General features: G+C 72.8%; 15 protein-coding genes. 8 read left to right on the top strand and 7 right to left on the bottom strand.

Annotated features, from left to right (window positions below):
* Positions 1-961: tetratricopeptide repeat protein (locus tag M878_RS47095; RefSeq protein WP_023545188.1), on the bottom strand; the 961-nt coding region annotated here is incomplete at its 3' end.
* Positions 962-1,038: 77 nt separating this feature from the next.
* Between M878_RS47095 and M878_RS55705 the strand changes: the two genes are divergently transcribed.
* Genes M878_RS55705 through M878_RS55695 form a run of 3 tightly spaced genes read left to right on the top strand, consistent with a single transcriptional unit; the run spans position 1,039 to position 3,583 of the window.
* Positions 1,039-2,469 (top strand): S8/S53 family peptidase, encoded by a 1,431-nt coding sequence (locus tag M878_RS55705; RefSeq protein WP_023545187.1) that lies wholly within the window; start codon positions 1,039-1,041, stop codon positions 2,467-2,469.
* A complete protein-coding gene (locus M878_RS55700; protein ID WP_023545186.1) occupies positions 2,466-3,104 on the top strand; it encodes an RNA polymerase sigma factor in 639 nt (212 codons plus the stop codon). The genes M878_RS55705 and M878_RS55700 overlap by 4 nt, the downstream gene beginning before the upstream one ends.
* Complete coding sequence (locus M878_RS55695; RefSeq protein WP_023545185.1) at positions 3,101-3,583, top strand: hypothetical protein; 483 nt, start codon at positions 3,101-3,103, stop codon at positions 3,581-3,583. The genes M878_RS55700 and M878_RS55695 overlap by 4 nt, the downstream gene beginning before the upstream one ends.
* 30 nt (positions 3,584-3,613) lie before the next feature.
* Here the strand turns inward: M878_RS55695 and M878_RS55690 are convergent, their stop codons facing one another.
* The 3 genes from M878_RS55690 to M878_RS55680 form a co-directional block, all read right to left on the bottom strand.
* On the bottom strand, positions 3,614-4,837 hold the full coding sequence (locus M878_RS55690; RefSeq protein WP_023545184.1) for a cytochrome P450: 1,224 nt from the start codon (positions 4,835-4,837) through the stop codon (positions 3,614-3,616).
* A gap of 178 nt (positions 4,838-5,015) precedes the next feature.
* A complete protein-coding gene (locus M878_RS55685; protein ID WP_023545183.1) occupies positions 5,016-5,810 on the bottom strand; it encodes an N-formylglutamate amidohydrolase in 795 nt (264 codons plus the stop codon).
* Positions 5,811-5,982: 172 nt separating this feature from the next.
* Entirely contained in the window at positions 5,983-8,202 is a 2,220-nt protein-coding gene (locus tag M878_RS55680) for an NADP-dependent isocitrate dehydrogenase (protein WP_023545182.1), read from the bottom strand.
* A 193-nt stretch (positions 8,203-8,395) separates the two neighbouring features.
* Between M878_RS55680 and M878_RS000000101345 the strand changes: the two genes are divergently transcribed.
* Both M878_RS000000101345 and M878_RS000000101340 read left to right on the top strand, forming a co-directional pair.
* Positions 8,396-8,557, top strand: a complete 162-nt coding sequence (locus M878_RS000000101345; protein ID WP_209445497.1) for a hypothetical protein — start codon at positions 8,396-8,398, stop codon at positions 8,555-8,557.
* Positions 8,558-8,598: 41 nt separating this feature from the next.
* Positions 8,599-8,784 (top strand): hypothetical protein, encoded by a 186-nt coding sequence (locus M878_RS000000101340; protein WP_023545180.1) that lies wholly within the window; start codon positions 8,599-8,601, stop codon positions 8,782-8,784.
* A gap of 450 nt (positions 8,785-9,234) precedes the next feature.
* Here the strand turns inward: M878_RS000000101340 and M878_RS55670 are convergent, their stop codons facing one another.
* From M878_RS55670 to M878_RS55660, 3 genes are all read right to left on the bottom strand, one after another.
* Positions 9,235-10,320 carry a mechanosensitive ion channel family protein gene (locus M878_RS55670; RefSeq protein WP_023545177.1) on the bottom strand — a complete coding sequence of 362 codons (1,086 nt, stop codon included), beginning with the start codon at positions 10,318-10,320 and terminating at the stop codon, positions 9,235-9,237.
* Positions 10,321-10,501: 181 nt separating this feature from the next.
* The gene (locus M878_RS55665) at positions 10,502-12,034 is read right to left on the bottom strand and encodes an amino acid permease (protein WP_023545176.1); all 1,533 of its coding nucleotides are present in this window, start codon (positions 12,032-12,034) and stop codon (positions 10,502-10,504) included.
* A 71-nt stretch (positions 12,035-12,105) separates the two neighbouring features.
* A complete protein-coding gene (locus M878_RS55660; protein WP_031224217.1) occupies positions 12,106-13,092 on the bottom strand; it encodes a hypothetical protein in 987 nt (328 codons plus the stop codon).
* 267 nt (positions 13,093-13,359) lie between these two features.
* Here M878_RS55660 and M878_RS55655 point away from each other — a divergent pair, with 267 nt between their 5' ends.
* From M878_RS55655 to M878_RS47090, 3 genes are all read left to right on the top strand, one after another.
* The gene (locus tag M878_RS55655; RefSeq protein WP_023545174.1) at positions 13,360-14,787 is read left to right on the top strand and encodes an FGGY family carbohydrate kinase; all 1,428 of its coding nucleotides are present in this window, start codon (positions 13,360-13,362) and stop codon (positions 14,785-14,787) included.
* Positions 14,787-16,196, top strand: coding sequence for an FAD-dependent oxidoreductase (locus M878_RS55650; RefSeq protein ID WP_023545173.1), 1,410 nt, complete (start codon positions 14,787-14,789; stop codon positions 16,194-16,196). Before M878_RS55655 ends, M878_RS55650 begins: the two co-directional genes overlap by 1 nt.
* The coding region (locus tag M878_RS47090) for an FAD-dependent oxidoreductase (RefSeq protein ID WP_031224216.1) at positions 16,193-16,567 on the top strand (375 nt) is incomplete at its 3' end. The genes M878_RS55650 and M878_RS47090, both read left to right, overlap by 4 nt.

Here is a 16,567-nt window from a genome sequence, read left to right as displayed (position 1 = left end):
GGGCGTGCGTCTCCCACCACGTCCGCCGCTGTGCGGCGAACAGCCGTACGGCGACGGCGGCGCGGGCTATCGCGGTGTGCGCGTCCCCGGCCGAGCGGGCGGCCCGCGCGGCCGCCAGCAGCAGCTCGGCCTTGCGGGTCGACTGCCCGCCGATCCGGTCCAGCAGCGCGATCGTCGCGTCCGCCTCGGCGAGCGCCTCCGGGGCCAGCCCGGCCGCCATCAGCACCTCGCAGCGCCGGATGGACAGCATGTAGGTGGGCGTGCCGAGTTTCGCGTACCGCTCCTCGGCCTCGTCCAGCAGCCGCAGCGCCGCCGGGATGTCCCCGGACCGGAACGCGGCGAGGCCCCGGCTCTCCACCGCGTCCGCCTTGTCGTGCTCCTGCCCCGTCGTGTCCCACAGCCGCTCCGCCGCCGTGAAGTCCGCGACCGCCCGGTCCACCGCGCCGAGCGCCAGATGGACGGTGGCCCGCAGGGTCAGCGCCCGCGCGGTCCAGATGTCGTCCCCGACCTGCCTCAGCACGGGCAGTGCCCGCCGTACGTCCTCCAGCGCCTCCCGGTGCCGGCCCAGCACCCACCACACGTACGCCCGCCGGTACAGCACCCGGGCCCGGGTGTGTCCGGTACCGCGCGCGACACCCCGCTCGAAGGACGTGAGCCCCTGCCGCGTGCGCCCCGCGTGCACCAGTGCGACCCCCAGCGTCGCGAGCACATCCGCCTCGCGGTCGGCCGACTCGGCGCGCGCGGCCAGGTCCCGGGCGCGGCGCAGATGCCGTAACGCGATCCGCAGATCGCCGAAGTCCCGCTGCCAGATGCCCAGTACCTGGTGGGCGACGCTGGCGGGCAGCGGCTGCGGACCGGCCCGCAGCACCTGTTCCGCGCGCGCCCGGGCCTCGCCGGGGTCGGCGAACACCAAGGGCAGCAGTTCGAGAACCGACTCGCCTTCCGCTGTCACGTCTCGCATGGTAGTGGCCTGCTGTATCAGACGGTGGCCCCACGGCTCTCACTGTCGAACACCGTCTTGTCGGGGGAGGAGACACCATGGCACCACAGCGTTTCCACGAGCAGTTCGATCACATCCAGCGGGCGATGCCCGATGTCGCCCTGGCGCTGGGCCCGTACGACGACGACACCGCGCACTTCCTGTACGAGAAGGGCGTGGTGCTCGCCCGGGACGGCGAGGAGGCCCGGGTCGTCGAGGACACCGTGCGCGCCCACTTCACCGCGACGGAGGGACTCGTCCCCGACCATGTGCGCCGGGACGGCCCGCACACCAACCGCACCGGAGTGACCCGCATCCGGATCGGCGACCCCACCGAGGGCACCGACACCGTCCCGCACGCCCTGCGCGCCCTGCGGGAGGCCGAGGACCGCCAGGGCCGCCGCCTGGTCGGCCGTAACCACGTCGTGCACATCGCGGTCAACGCCTGCCCGAGCGACGAGCCGGTGCCCGTGCCGCGCACCCAGCCGCCCAACCCGGCCGCTGCCGAGGGCCGTTACGACGCGGACAGCGCCGCCCGGGTCCTCGTGCTCGACACCGGCCTGGTGCACGACCACCGCGACTACCCGCTGCTCGCCCACACCACGGGCGACACCCAGCCGGCCGAGACCGACGCCGACGGGGTGCTGCGCCAGTACTCCGGGCACGGCACGTTCATCGCCGGGATCCTCGCGGCCGTCGCACCCAATACCAACGTGACCGTCCGCAACACCATGAACGACGCGGGCGCGATCCTGGAGTCCGAGTTCGGCGCCCGGCTCTTCGAGGCGGTCGACGAGGACGGCTGGCCCGACATCATCAGCCTCTCGGCCGGCACCACCACCGAGGGCGCCGACGGGCTCATCGGCCTGGAGGCGTTCATGCGGGCACTGCGCGAGCGGCGCACCCTGCTGGTGGCCGCCGCCGGCAACAACTCCAGCAACGCGCGGTTCTGGCCCGCCGCCTACGCCGGCCTGCCCGAGTACGAGGACAGCGTGGTGTCGGTCGGCGCGCTGAGTGCGGACGGCGAGAGCGAGGCCTGCTTCAGCAACCACGGCCCCTGGGTGCGGGTCTTCGCCCCGGGCGAGCGTCTCACCAGCGCCCTCACCGGCTTCGCCGCGCCCGTGCCGTACGTCTACCAGCACTCCACCTACGACGCCTGCCGGTTCGGCTTCGACTACTCCTGCACCTGCCAGTTCCCGCGCCACACCGGCGCGTTGAGCGAGGGCCGGGAGAGCACCGGCGCCAAGCCGCACCAGGTGATGTTCGACGGGCTCGCGCAGTGGAGCGGCACCTCCTTCGCCACACCGGTCGTCGCGGGGCTCGTCGCCGCGCGGATGACGGCGTACCAGGAGCGCGACCCGCGCGCCGCCCGCGACCGGCTGCTGGCGTCGGCCACGCACCGCGCCGAGGTGCGCGGGGCACGCGTCACGGTGCTCCGGCCGCCCACCTGGCGCCCGGCGCCGGTCGTCGACCCGGCCGTGCCCGTATGAGGTCCGGGACGCTCCGCTCCACGGCGTACGATGACGTGCCGTACACGAAGGGTGGAGCCGTGGACCGCACAGAGGTCGGCGCGCTGGTCCAGTCCGCCGTCGACGGAGACGCCGCGGCCTGGAAGGCGCTGGTGGAGGGGATGAGTCCGCTGGTGTGGTCGGTGGTGCGCGCGCACCGGCTCTCCGACGCCGACGGGCACGAGGTCTACCAGACCGTGTGGTTCCGCTTCGCCCAGCACCTGGGCCGTATCCGCGAGCCCGACAAGGCCGGTGCGTGGCTGGCCAGCACGGCCCGCAACGAGTGTCTGAAGGTGCTCAAGGCGGTGGCCCGGCTGACGCTGACGGACGACCCGCGCGTGCTGGACCGGGCCAGCGAGGAGCAGACCCCGGAGGAGTCGCTGATCGCTTCGGAGGAGGCGGCGGACCGGGCCGAGCGGTTACGCCGCCTGTGGCAGGAGCTGGACGGACTGGGGGAGCGCTGCCGGCAGTTGCTGCGCGTGCTGGTGGCCTCCCCGCCGCCCAGCTATGTGGAGGTCTCGGCCGCGCTCGGTATCGCGGTCGGCAGTATCGGACCCCTGCGGCAGCGCTGTCTGCGCCGGCTGCGGGCCCGGATGAACGCACGAGGTGCGGCATGAGCGGTTACGACGACGAAGTGCCCGAGGAGGGCCCGGCGGACGACGAGGAGGCGGACGGACTGCTGGAGGAGGAGCTGCGCCAGGCCGCCGCGGTCCTGGACCCGGTGCCGGATGTCCTGCGCCAACTGGCCCTGGACGCCTACGCCTTGCACGACCTGGACGCGAAGATCGCCGAGCTGACCTTCGACTCGCTCGTGGACGCGCTGCCGGTGCGCGGGGTCACGGACGCACCGCGGATGCTGACGTTCCGCGCGGGCGAGGTCACCGTGGACGTCGAGGTCACCGAGGACGGGCTGATCGGGCAGGTGCTGCCGCCGCGGTCGGCGCGTATCGAGGTGCTCGGCGGACCGCAGACCGTCCGCCCGGTCGCGGTCGACACTCTCGGGCGCTTCACCAGTGACACCACGCCGGCCGGTCCGTTCGCGCTCAGGCTGCGGACCGGCGCGGAGGTGATCGTCACCGAGTGGCTGCGGACCTGAACCCGGTCAGGCGACCGGGCCGGTAGCCGGTCAGGCGGACCAGGTCACGGGCAGCGTCTGCGGGCCGCGGATCATCGTCCGGTGCCGCCACCGCACCTGCTCGGCCGGTACCGCGAGCCGCAGCCCGGGCAGCCGGTCCAGCAGCGTGTCGACCAGCAGCTCGGTCTGCAGCCGGGCCAGCACGGTGCCGGTGCAGAAGTGCGGGCCGTTGCCGAACGCCACGTGCGGGTTCGGATCGCGGTCGGGGTCGATGCGGTCCGGGTCCGGGAAGACGGCCGGGTCGCGGTTGGCGGCGAGGTAGGAGACGTAGACCGGCTCGCCCGCGGCGATCCGGTGGCCGGCGATCTCCACGTCCTCCAGCGCGATCCGGGCCAGCCCGACGGAGCTGCGGTGCGGGATCCACCGGAACAGCTCGTCCAGCACCGGGCCGCGCGCCTCGGGACGCGCCCGCATCCGCTCCATCAACTCCGGCCGCGTCAGCATCAGATACAGCATCTGCCCGCAGTTGTGCGTCACGGCCTCGCCGCCGATCTGCAGCGGGCCGGCCAGCCCGACGGCCTCCGCCTCGCTGATCTCGCCGCGCGCCACGGCCCCGCCGAGCATCGAGTAGACGTCCTCGCCCGGGCTCGCGGCACGGGCCCGGACGGTCGCGGTGATCCACCCGTACAGGCCGTCCTTGGCCCGGCCGGCCGCCTCGACGCCGTTGGTGGAGATGATCTCCCGGGTCCAGGCGTGCACCTGCCCCCGGTCGGCGGCGGGCACGCCCATCACCTCACTGACCACGGTGAGCGGGAACGGCTCCAGCACCCGCTCGATCAGGTCGGCCGGCGGCCCGTCCTGTACGACACCCTCCACCAGCTCGTCCAGGACGGCCTGCGCGCGGGGCCGCAGCCGCTTCATCGCGCTCACCGTGAAGGCACCGGCGACCGGCTTGCGCAGCCGGTTGTGGTCGGGCTGGTCGGCCCAGGCGAGCGAGCCCGGACGGGGCGCGAAGTTCGGCGCCATCCGGGTCACCTGACGGTGCGTCACCTCGGTACGGCCGAAGCGCGGATCGTTGGTGATCAGCTTCACGTCGTCGTAGCGGGTCGCCAGCCACGCCCAGCCCTCGCCGAACGGCAGCCGGATCCGGGTCAGCGGACCCTCGCGCATCAGGTCGGCGAGGACCGGGTCGAAGTCGGTCCCGTCCAGGTCGGGTGTGCTCCAGTCCCGTACGGGCGGCGGGGCCTGCCCGGTGAGCGTGGTCTCCTCGGTCATGGACACCACACTGGTATGGGGAGCGGCGGCTGTCCTGTGGGAGTGCTCCAGGTGGGGGCCGGGGCGCCTCATGGGGTGCCGTGAAGTGTCGTCGGGCGTCTGCGGCGTCGTTGTGGTCGATCGCGCCCACGCGGCGGTAGCCGCGTATCAGACACAGCCCCGCGCCCCTTCGGGGCGCTCAGGCTGTGTCGACGAGTGCGGCCAGCGCTGTGGCCAGGCGGTCCAGGCCCGGCCCTGCCGGTCCGCCCGGCTCGGCCATATAGACGTCCCTCCGTATCTCCACCATCAGCGCACCGACCCGGGCGTCGGTGCCGTGGAACTCCAGCGGTACGTACGTACCGGCGAAGGGGCTGTCCAGTCCCGTCTCCCCGAAGACCGCGAACGCCGTGCGGGCCGCCTCGGCCAGCTCCGGCGGGGTGTGGAAGGCGTCCGTGCCCAGGCACACCGGGGGCCGCAGTCCGTCGCCGTGCAGCTCGTAGGGGAGCGGCTCGCTCGGATAGGAGTGCACGTCGATCACCACGGCCCGTCCGGTCGCGGCCAGCCGGTCCGCGACCGCCTCGGCCATGGCCCGCGCGTACGGTCGGAAGTACCGGGCCAGCAGCGGTTCCGGATCGGCGTCCGCGGGCCGCAGCTCGGCCCGGTGCGTGGTCCGCGTGTACACGGCGCCCATGCCGACTGCCGTCATCTCCTCCCGCTCGTCCGGGAACCGCTCCGGGTCCACGACCAGCCGGGACAGCCGGTTCACGAACCGCCAGGGCCGGACGGCGGCCAAGGCAGCGGCCCGCTCGGCCAGCTCGGCGGTGTGCGCGTCCGTGATGTGGTCCAGCTCCCGCTCCAGCGCACCGTCGTCCAGCACGATCCCCCGGCGCGCCTCCGCCGGGATCCCCCGCGCCGAATGCGGCACATGCAGCAGCACGGGCGACTCGGGGGCACCGGGGAGGAGTGTGTACGAGGGGACGGGCGGGGTGGCCACGGCTGCTCCAAGGGGTCGGGGTCAGGGGGCAAGGTGCCACATCGGGAGCCTCATGCGCGTCAGCTGTTCAACTCCCGCACAGCCGCTCCCCTTGCGCCGCAGACGGCTCCGCCCCGGCCGGAAGTCACCGGCCGGGGCGGAGTTCAGTGCGACGGCGGAAGCGTCACAGGCATCAGCTCAGGGACGCCAGAGCCTCGTTCCAGGTGGCCGACGGGCGCATGACCGCGTCCGCCTTGGCCTTGTCGACCTGGTAGTAGCCGCCGATGTCCGCCGGGGAGCCCTGGACCGCGAGCAGCTCGTCCACGATCTTCTGCTCGTTCGCGGCGAGGGTCTCGGCGAGCGGCGCGAAGGCCTTGGCCAGGTCGGCGTCGTCGGTCTGCTTGGCCAGCTCCTGCGCCCAGTACAGGGACAGATAGAAGTGGCTGCCGCGGTTGTCGATGCCGCCGATGCGGCGGGTCGGGGACTTGTCCTCGTTGAGGAAGGTCGCCGTGGCGCGGTCGAGGGTGCCGGCGAGGACCTTGGCGCCGGCGTTGCCGGTGGCCTCGGCGTACTGCTCGAAGGACGGCACCAGGGCGAAGAACTCGCCGAGGGAGTCCCAGCGCAGGTAGTTCTCCTTGACCAGCTGCTGGACGTGCTTGGGCGCGGAGCCGCCGGCGCCCGTCTCGAACAGGCCGCCGCCCGCCATCAGCGGGACGACCGACAGCATCTTGGCGCTGGTGCCCAGCTCCAGGATCGGGAACAGGTCGGTCAGGTAGTCACGCAGGACGTTGCCGGTGACCGAGATGGTGTTCTCGCCGCGGCGGATGCGCTCCACCGACAGCTTGGTGGCCTCGACCGGAGACAGGACGCGGATGTCCAGGCCCTCGGTGTCGTGCTCCGGCAGGTACGCCTTGACCTTCTCGATCAGCACCGCGTCGTGGCCGCGGTTCTCGTCCAGCCAGAACACCGCCGGGTCGCCGGTGGCGCGGGCGCGGGTGACGGCCAGCTTGACCCAGTCGCGGATCGGGGCGTCCTTGGTCTGGCAGGCGCGGAAGATGTCGCCCTCGGCGACGGCCTGCTCCAGCACGACAGTGCCGGCGGCGTCGACCAGGCGGACCGTGCCGGCGGCCGGGATCTCGAAGGTCTTGTCGTGGGAGCCGTACTCCTCGGCCTTCTGTGCCATCAAGCCGACGTTCGGCACGGAGCCCATGGTGGCCGGGTCGAAGGCGCCGTTCGCGCGGCAGTCCTCGATGACGGCCTGGTAGACGCCGGAGTAGCTGTGGTCCGGCAGGACCGCGAGGGTGTCGGCCTCCTGGCCGTCGGGGCCCCACATGTGGCCGGAGGTGCGGATCATCGCGGGCATGGAGGCGTCCACGATCACGTCGGACGGCACGTGCAGGTTGGTGATGCCCTTGTCGGAGTCGACCATGGCGAGAGCCGGGCCCTCGGCCAGCCCGGCGTCGAAGGAGGCCTTGATCTCGGCGCCCTCGGGCAGGTTCTCCAGGCCCTTGAGGATGCCGCCGAGGCCGTCGTTCGGGGTGAGGCCGGCCGCCTTGAGGGTCTCGCCGTACTGCGCGAACGTCTTCGGGAAGAAGGCGCGCACCACGTGACCGAAGATGATCGGGTCGGAGACCTTCATCATCGTGGCCTTCAGGTGCACGGAGAACAGGACGCCCTCCTGCTTGGCGCGGGCGACCTGCGCGGCGAGGAAATCGCGCAGCGCGGCGACGCGCAGCACGGCGGCGTCGACAACCTCGCCGGCGATGACGGGCAGGGGCGCGCGCAGCTCGGTGGTGGAGCCGTCCGCGCCGACCAGCTCGAAGCGGAGGGTGGTGTCCTCGGCGATCACCACGGACTTCTCGGTGGAGGCGAAGTCGTTCTCGCCCATCGTCGCCACATTGGTCTTGGACTCGGGGGTCCAGGCGCCCATGCGGTGCGGGTGGGTCTTGGCGTAGTTCTTCACCGACGCCGGGGCACGGCGGTCGGAGTTGCCCTCACGCAGCACCGGGTTGACCGCGGAGCCCTTGACCTTGTCGTAGCGGGCGCGGATCTCGCGCTCCTCGTCGGTCTTCGGGTCGTCCGGGTAGTCCGGCAGGGCGTAGCCCTTGCCCTGCAGCTCGGCGACGGCGGCGCGCAGCTGCGGGATGGACGCCGAGATGTTCGGCAGCTTGACGATGTTGGCCTCGGGAGTCTTGGCCAGGTCACCCAGCTCGGCCAGCGCGTCCGGGATGCGCTGGTCCTCGTTCAGGTACTCGGGGAAGTGGGCGATGATGCGTCCGGCCAGCGAGATGTCCCGGGTCGTCACGGGGACACCGGCCTGCGAGGCGTACGCCTGGATCACCGGCAGGAACGAATGCGTCGCCAGGGCCGGCGCCTCGTCTGTGTAGGTGTAGATGATGGTCGAGTCAGTCACCGGGTGCTCCGCTCCACGTCTGCAACATTGCTCGACATCAAGATATCTCGTGATCGGGGTCGGCTCGACAGGGGTCCCGGCCGGAAAAGTCGGCGTGCCGGTGCGACCGGAACCCGCCTCCAGTGGTCATGACAAGCGATCACCCGCCGACCACCGGTGATCGCCACCGCCCGGCGGCCGGACCGACCAGACCATGAGATATCGCAGCAGAGTGACGGCCCCGGCGGCGGCCCTCCTCGGCACCGCCACGGCGCTGACCGTCGGCTCCCCGGCCCGGGCGGCCGGTACCGGCAGACGGAGCGGGGAGCCCGGCCCGCAGACCCTCGGCGACCCGGTCTTCCCGGCGCTCGGCTGAGCCGTTTCTCCCTCGACGCGCTCGGCCTGGACATACGTTCCGTGTCCGTCTGCGACGGCCCGGCCGGCCGCGAGCAGGCGGACGAGAAGCTGCCGATCACCCCCGCCCGGCCGCTCCCGGCGAACGCGGCGGCGACCGTCTCCGTCACCTACTCCGCCGACCCGCGCCGCACCCTCCCGCACACGGCCTGGGCGACAGGGGCGACTCCTGGCGTTGTGCTGCGGTGACTCACACGCCGTCAAACCCGTCGGAGCGATCCGGACGGGAGTCTCACGGGGTTACCCGGGAGAGAGCTCCAGAAGCCGAGCTTCCTGCACCATCAGGAAAGGAACGTCGGCTTGCAGGTCGTCGGCGAGGACGTCTTCCACGCGATCGAGCGCGGCTTCCTGGACCGGTGCCGCAGCTCCTCGGCGACCACGGAGGACTACATCGCCCTCACCTCGGAGATCTCCGGCCAGGACCTGTCCGGCTTCCTGCGCGACTGGCTCTGCGGCACGAGGACCCCGCGCATGCCGGGCCACCCCGACTGGACGGTGACCCCGGTCACCTCGTCCCTCACGGCCCCGCACAGCAGGCGCGGCGGCCATGGGCACGAGGACTCCGCGACGCTGCTCCGATCTGCCCGGCGGGCGGGGCAGCGCCTCAGCCCTGCCCTGCCCCGACCCGCGGCATACGAGCTACTCGACGCCCCCCGAGACCATGTCCTCCCCGCTGCGCTGCTGCGGAATCACCACCGCCCCCTGCTGCAGGGACACCGTGCGGGTGGGGGCCGGGACCGAGATGCCCTCCGCGCGGTAGCGGCGGTGGAGGCGCTTGATGAACTCGTGCTTGATGCGGTACTGGTCGCTGAACTCGCCGACGCCGAGGATCACCGTGAAGCCGATCCGGGAGTCGCCGAAGGTGTGGAAGCGGATGGCGGGCTCGTGGTCCGGGACGGCGCCCTCGACCTCCCGCATGACCTCCGCGACGACCTCGGCCGTCACCCGCTCCACATGCTCCAGGTCGGCGTCGTAGCCCACCCCGACCTGCACCAGGATCGTCAACCGCTGCTCGGGATGCGTGTAGTTGGTCATGTTGGCCTTGGCGAGCTGGCCGTTGGGGATGACCACCAGGTTGTTGGAGAGCTGGCGGACCGTCGTCTGGCGCCAGTTGATGTCGACGACATACCCCTCCTCGCCGCTGCTGAGCCGGATGTAGTCGCCGGGCTGGACCGTCTTGGACGCCAGGATGTGGATGCCCGCGAAGAGGTTGGCGAGGGTGTCCTGGAGGGCGAGGGCCACCGCCAGGCCGCCGACACCGAGGGCGGTCAGCAAGGGTGCGATGGAGATTCCGAGCGTCTGGAGGACGACCAGGAAGCCGATCGCCAGGACCAGGACGCGGGTGATGTTGACGAAGATGGTCGCCGAGCCCGCCACGCCCGAGCGGGACTGGGTGACCGTGTGGACCAGGCCGGAGATCACCCGGGCCGCGGACAGGGTCACCACGAGGATCAGCCACACCTCCAGGAACTGGTCGGTGTGGTGCTGCACCGTGCGCGTCAGCGGTAGTACGGCCGCTGCCGCCGCCGCGCCGCCCGCGATGGCCGCCCACGGCACGACCGAGCGCAGCGCGTCCACGATGACGTCGTCGCCGCTCCACTTCGTCCGCTTGGCGTGCTTGGCCAGCCAGCGCAGCAGGGTGCGGGACAGGAAGGCGAGCAGCAGGCCCGCCGCGACCGAGATACCGGCGAGGACGAGGTCGTCCAGGGTCAGCGCACGGTTCACCGGTCACCTCCGGGGCATGGGCCGCTTGCGGAGTTGTGAAGTGTCGTCACGTGGTCACCTGTCGATGTGCGGGATGTGCGAACGCGCCGGCCGGGGAACTCCCGTGACCGGCGCGATCGTTCATCCTGCCGTATCAGGAACACCGGTTCGCACCCGCACCGGCGCTCGCCGGACGGCCGGCTCAGATGATGCCCTCCGCGAGTTCGGCCTGGTCGCGGTCGCTGCCGTACGCGGCGGCGGTGGGGGTGCCGTACGCGCGGCGGGCGACGTACCACCAGACGCTCGCGAGGGCCAGGACGACGGCGAGGGCCACCGAGGCGTAGTTCATCGAGTCGACGGTGACCGGCGAGGCCTGCGGCAGACAGAACAGCACGGTCACACAGACCACCCAGATCACCGCGATCCAGCCGATCGGCCTGCTCCAGCGGCCCAGATGCCACGGCCCCGGCTGGAAACGGTCGCCCGCGCGCAGCCGCAGCAGCACCGGGATGGCGTAGGCGGGGGTGATGCCGATGACGTTGATGGCGGTCACCGCGTTGTACGCCGTCGCCGAGTACAGGGACGGCAGGGCGAGGACGCCCGCCACGACGACGGCCAGCCAGACGGCGGCGACCGGGGTCTGGGTGCGGCTGCTCACCTTGCGCCACAGGTGCGAGCCGGGCAGCGCGCCGTCCCGGCTGAACGCGAACACCATCCGGCTGGCCGCGGCGACCTCGGCGTTGCCGCAGAACAGCTGGGCGATGATCACCACCAGGAGCAGCGCGCTCGCGCCGTCCGTGCCGAGGCCGTCGAGCAGGATCTGCGCGGGCGGCACACCCGTGGCGGTGTTGCGCGTGGCGTCGTAGTCCTGGATGGCGAAGGTCAGTCCGGCGAGCAGGACGAAGCCGGCGACCCAGGACGCCCAGATGGACCGTACGATGCCGCGCGCCGCGAACACCGAGGCCTGCGAGGTCTCCTCGGAGAGGTGGGCGGAGGCGTCGTAGCCGGAGAAGGTGTACTGCGCGAGGAGCAGGCCGATGGCCGCCACGTAGACCGGGTTGTGCCAGCCGGTCTCGTTGACGAACTTCGTGAACACGAAGGACGCCGACTGGTGGTGGCCGGGGACGATCGCGAGCGCGCCGACGATGAGCGCGACGCCCGCCAGGTGCCACCACACGCTGACCGAGTTGAGCAGGCTGACCAGGCGGACGCCGAACAGGTTCAGCACCGCGTGCAGCAGGAGGATGGCGCAGAAGATCAGCATGGTCCTGCCGGGCGTCGGGGTGAAGCCCCACCGCAGGTTCGCGAAGGCGCCGGTGAACAGTGCCGCGCCGTAGTCGATGCCGGCGATCGCGCCGAGCAGACCGAGCAGATTCAGCCAGCCGGTGTACCAGCCCCAGCGCCGGCCGCCGAGCCGGTCGGCCATGTAGTACAGCGCGCCGGACGTCGGATAGGCACTGGTGACCTCGGCGAGCGCCAGGCCGACGCACAGCACGAACAGGCCGACGCCCGCCCAGCCCCACAGCATCACGGCCGGGCCGCCGGTGTTCAGGCCGAAGCCGTACAGGGTCATGCAGCCGGACAGGATCGAGATCACCGAGAAGCTGATCGCGAAATTGCCGAAGCCGCCCATGCGGCGGGCCAGCACCGGCCGGTAGCCGAGTTCGCGCAGCCGCCGCTCCTCGTCCTGCTGGGGCAGGCCCGGGGCGGGCGAGGGATCGGGGTTGGGGGACATGCGGGGGACCTCCGGGTCAACGGGCTTGAGAACAGGGCGTGTTCAGGACCTTCAGTGACTTTCCGGGACTTTCAGGGGCGGGAGCCGTCCGCGGCGGCCCGGCAGCGCTCCCGGGCCTGGGTGAAGACCTCCACGGCACGGCCCCGGTCGGGCGTGCGGTACATCCAGGGCGGGGGTGTGAAGTACGGGCCGATGGCGTCGAACACCCGCGCAGCGTCGGGGAACTGCAGCGAGCCCCACAGGGCGTGCGCCAGATGGTTGAGGTCCAGCAGGGAGCGCTCGGCACGGTGCGTCTGCTCGAACCAGGAGCGCAGAGCACGCTCCGCCTCGCGCGCCGCGTCCTCCGCCACCCAGTGCAGGTCGAGCGCCGCGTCGTGCCCGCTGTCGCGCCGGTAGCGCTCGACGCGGACGTACAGCGGCAGCACATGCAGCGCGGAACCGGCCGGTGCCCGCCCGGCCGCCCACTGCGCATAGCCGGCGGCCTCCGCGAGCCGGCCCGAGCCGCCGCGCGCGTACAGGAACTGGAGCATCCGGTGGTGGGCCTCGCGGTTGTACGGGTCGCGCCGGCCGGCCTCGGCCAGCAGCCCCCAGGGGCCGGGCGGCAGCATCGGCTCGGGCGCGGCCTCCCGGTGCTCCTCCCAGCGCTGCTCCGGATCCAGCTGGGCGAGCGCGAGCAGGCACACCCAGGGCACGGGGTCCCGCGGGGCGATCCGGGTGGCGGACTGGGCGGCGTCCCAGGCCTCGATCCACAGCTCGTGGGTGCGCAGGTGCTTCTCCCGCTGGGCCCGCAGCGCCCGCTCCACGCCGACCCGCGCGTGCATCACCGCGGCGTGGACGCTGCCCGGATCCTCCACGAGCCACGCGCGCACCACATCGGTGCCGGCCGCGGCCGCTGCGAGGACCTGGGTGCGCTGGGTCCACTGCCACCCGGGCGCGGTGTCCGCGAGCAGCGCGCGCATGGCCATCCAGCGGCCGGTGCGCAGGTCCTGCAGCGCGGCGCGCAGGGCCTGGTCGGGGCCGGCTGGGTCGTAGGAGGGACGGGGTCCTTCTCTGGCCATCAGCCGGCGGCCCCGGGCCACGGGCGCACGGGCGGGGCGGGGTGGCGTAGCAACAGCACTCCTGTGGGCGGCGATGGTGGGGTGGCGCGCTGGTCGGCGGTCACTATAGAGGGGCGGGTTCCGCCTTGCCATTGTTGCCAACTCAAGTATTTATGCAGGCAAGTTGGATATCCGGAGGTGCTTGACGCCGGGTGCGGCACGGCGGCAGGCTGACGCAGTGATCTTCGGTATGGAGTGGATCTTCGGTGCGGAGCGGGGGAAGGCGCGATGACCGGTCCGGTGCTCGCCGTCGATCAGGGCACGTCCGGCACCAAGGCCCTCGTCGTGTGCCCGGAACGCGGCGTGCTGGGCTCCGGCTTCGCCGAGGTCCGCCCCCGGTATCTGCCCGGCGGAATGGCCGAGGTGGACCCGGCCGAGCTGTACGGCTCCGTGGTCGCCGCCGGCCGGCAGGCGCTCGCCGCGGCCGGCGTGGACGTCGTGGCGCTGGGCCTGGCCAACCAGGGTGAGACCGTCCTCGCCTGGGACCCGGCCGACGGCCGCCCGCTCACCGACGCCCTGGTGTGGCAGGACCGGCGCGCCGAGACCGTCTGCGCCGAACTCGTCGCACACGCCGAGGAGTTGCGGCAGCTGACCGGACTGCCTCTCGACCCGTACTTCGCCGCGCCCAAGATGGCCTGGATCCGCCGCCACCGCACCCGCGAGGGCGTCGTCACCACCTCCGACGCCTGGCTGGTCCACCGCCTCACCGGCGCCTACGCCACCGACGCCGCGACCGCCGGCCGTACCCAGCTCCTCGACCTGGACCGCGCGCAGTGGTCGCCGCGGGCGCTGGAGGTGTACGGCCTGTCCGAGGAACGGCTTCCGCAGGTGACCGACAACGCCCAGCACATCGGCACGACCACGGCGTTCGGCCACGAGATCCCGCTCACCGGTCTGGCCGTGGACCAGCAGGCAGCCCTGCTCGCCCAGCGCATCACCGCACCCGGCGCCGCCAAGTGCACGTACGGCACCGGCGCGTTCCTGCTCGCGCACACCGGCGACCGCCCCCGGCGCGGCACCTCCGGCCTGGTCAGCTGCGTGGCCTGGCGGCTCGCCGGAAACACCGGCTACTGCCTGGACGGCCAGGTCTACACCGTCGCCTCCGCCGTCCGCTGGCTCACCGACCTCGGGATCATCTCCTCCGCCGCCGACCTCGACCCCGTCGGCGGCTCCGTCCCCGACAGCGGCGGCGTCACCTTCGTACCCGCCCTCGCCGGACTCGCCGCCCCCTGGTGGCGCGGCGAGGTACGCGGCTCGCTCACCGGACTCGGCCTCGACACCGGCCCCGGCCATCTGGTGCGCGCCCTGTGCGAGGGCGTCGCCGCCCAGGTCGCCGAACTCGCCGACGCAGCCGCCGCCGACCTCGGCGCACCGCTGGAAACGCTCCGTGTCGACGGCGGCCTGACCCGCTCGACGCTGCTCATGCAGACCCAGGCCGACCTGCTGCAACGCCCCGTCGAGGTATCCGCGCTGCCCGACGCGACCGCACTCGGCGCGGCCGCCCTCGCCCGCCTGGGCGCGGACCCCGCGCTGGGTGTCGAACAGGCCCTGCCCGACTGGAAGCCCGCCGCCGTGTACGAACCCCGCATCAGCGCCGACCAGGCCGCCGAACGCCGCGCCCGCTTCCGCACCGCCGTCGCGGCCCTGCTCGACTGATGACCGTCACCGTCACCGCGGCAGGCCCGCTGCCCTCACGGATGTACGACGTGGTGATCGCCGGCGCCGGCGTCGTCGGCTGCGCACTCGCCCGTGAACTCTCCCGGCACCCCCGCCTGAGCGTCGCCCTGGTCGAGGCCCAGGACGACGTCGGCCAGGGCACCTCCAAGGCCAACACGGCGATCCTGCACACCGGTTTCGACGCGGCACCCGGCACCCTGGAGGCCCGCCTGGTCCGCGAGGGCTGCGACCGGCTCGGCGCCTACGCAGCCGAGTCCGGCATCCCGGTAGAACGCGTCGGCGCCCTGCTGGTCGCCTGGGACGAGGAGCAGCTGGCCGCACTGCCCAGGCTGGCCGAGAAGGCCGAACGCAACGGCTACCACGAGACACGCCCGCTGGGCCCCGGCGAACTGTACGCCCGTGAACCCCACCTCGGCCCCGGAGCACTCGGCGCCCTCCACGTGCCCGGCGAGAGCGTCATCTGCCCCTGGACGACAACCCTGGCGCACGCCACCCAGGCGGTCCGCGCCGGAGTGGATCTGCACCTCAACGCCAAGGTGATCCGGGTGAGTTGGGAGAACGACAGCCACCGGCTGCTCACCTCCCGCGGCCCCCTGCACGCCCGCCGCCTGGTCAACGCGGCCGGACTGCACGCCGACACCGTCGACCGGCTGCTCGGTCACGAGGACTTCACCGTCACCCCGCGCCGCGGCCAGCTCCTCGTGTACGACAAGCTCGCCCGCCCCCTCGTCCGGCACATCCTCCTGCCCGTCCCGACCGCGCTCGGCAAGGGTGTCCTGGTGGCCCCCACCGTCTATGGCAACGTCCTGCTCGGCCCCACCGCCGAGGACCTGGACGACAAGCGGGCCACCGGCTCGACCGCCGACGGCCTCGCCGGACTGCGGGACCAGGGCCGCCGTATCCTGCCCGCCCTCGTCGACGAGGAGGTCACCGCCGTCTACGCCGGGCTGCGCGCGGCCACCGGGCAGGAGGACTACCGCATCGCCGCCCACCCCGAACGCGGGTACGTGACCGTCGGCGGGATCCGCTCCACCGGTCTGACCGCCTCGATGGCCATCGCCGCCCATGTCACCGGCCTGCTGGCCGGCACCGGGCTCGACCTCGGCCCGCTGCGTGAGCCGGAGCCGGTGACCATGCCCAACCTGGGCGAGGCCTTCCCGCGCCCCTACCAGCGGCCCGAACTCATCGCCGCCGACCCCGAGTACGGCACCCTCGTCTGCCACTGCGAGCGCGTCTCCCGCGGCGAGATCCGCGACGCCCTCGCCGCCACGATCCCGCCCCGCACCCTGGGGGGCCTACGCCGGCGCACCCGTGCCCGAGCGGGCCGCTGCCAGGGGTTCTTCTGCGGTGCGGCGGTGCGGGAGCTGTTCGAGAGGGGGCGACCATGACGGAACCGGGTACGACGGGACCGGGTACGACCGGACCGGGAACGACGGGACCGGGTACGACGGGACCGGGTACGACGGGACCGAGATCGGAGAGGGCGACTTCTCGTTTTGTCGACGTCCTCGTCGTCGGCGCCGGTCCGGCCGGACTCGCCGCCGCCGCGCGGCTGGCCGCCACCGGCGCCGGGCGGGTGGCGGTGCTGGAGCGGGAGCAGCAGGCCGGCGGGGTACCACGGCACTGCGCGCACGGGGGCTTCGGCACCTGGACCCGCCCGCTGACCGGCCCGCGGTACGCCCGTCTGCTGACGGAGGCCGCCGAGCGGGCCGGCGCGGTGATCCGGACCTGGATGACGGTTCTGGACTGGGCGGGGACG

The organism is Streptomyces roseochromogenus subsp. oscitans DS 12.976 (assembly GCF_000497445.1).
Classification (GTDB): Bacteria; Actinomycetota; Actinomycetes; order Streptomycetales; family Streptomycetaceae; genus Streptomyces; species Streptomyces oscitans.
Note: the sequence above shows the minus strand (reverse complement) of the source record. Positions and strands in the feature narration are given on the sequence as shown.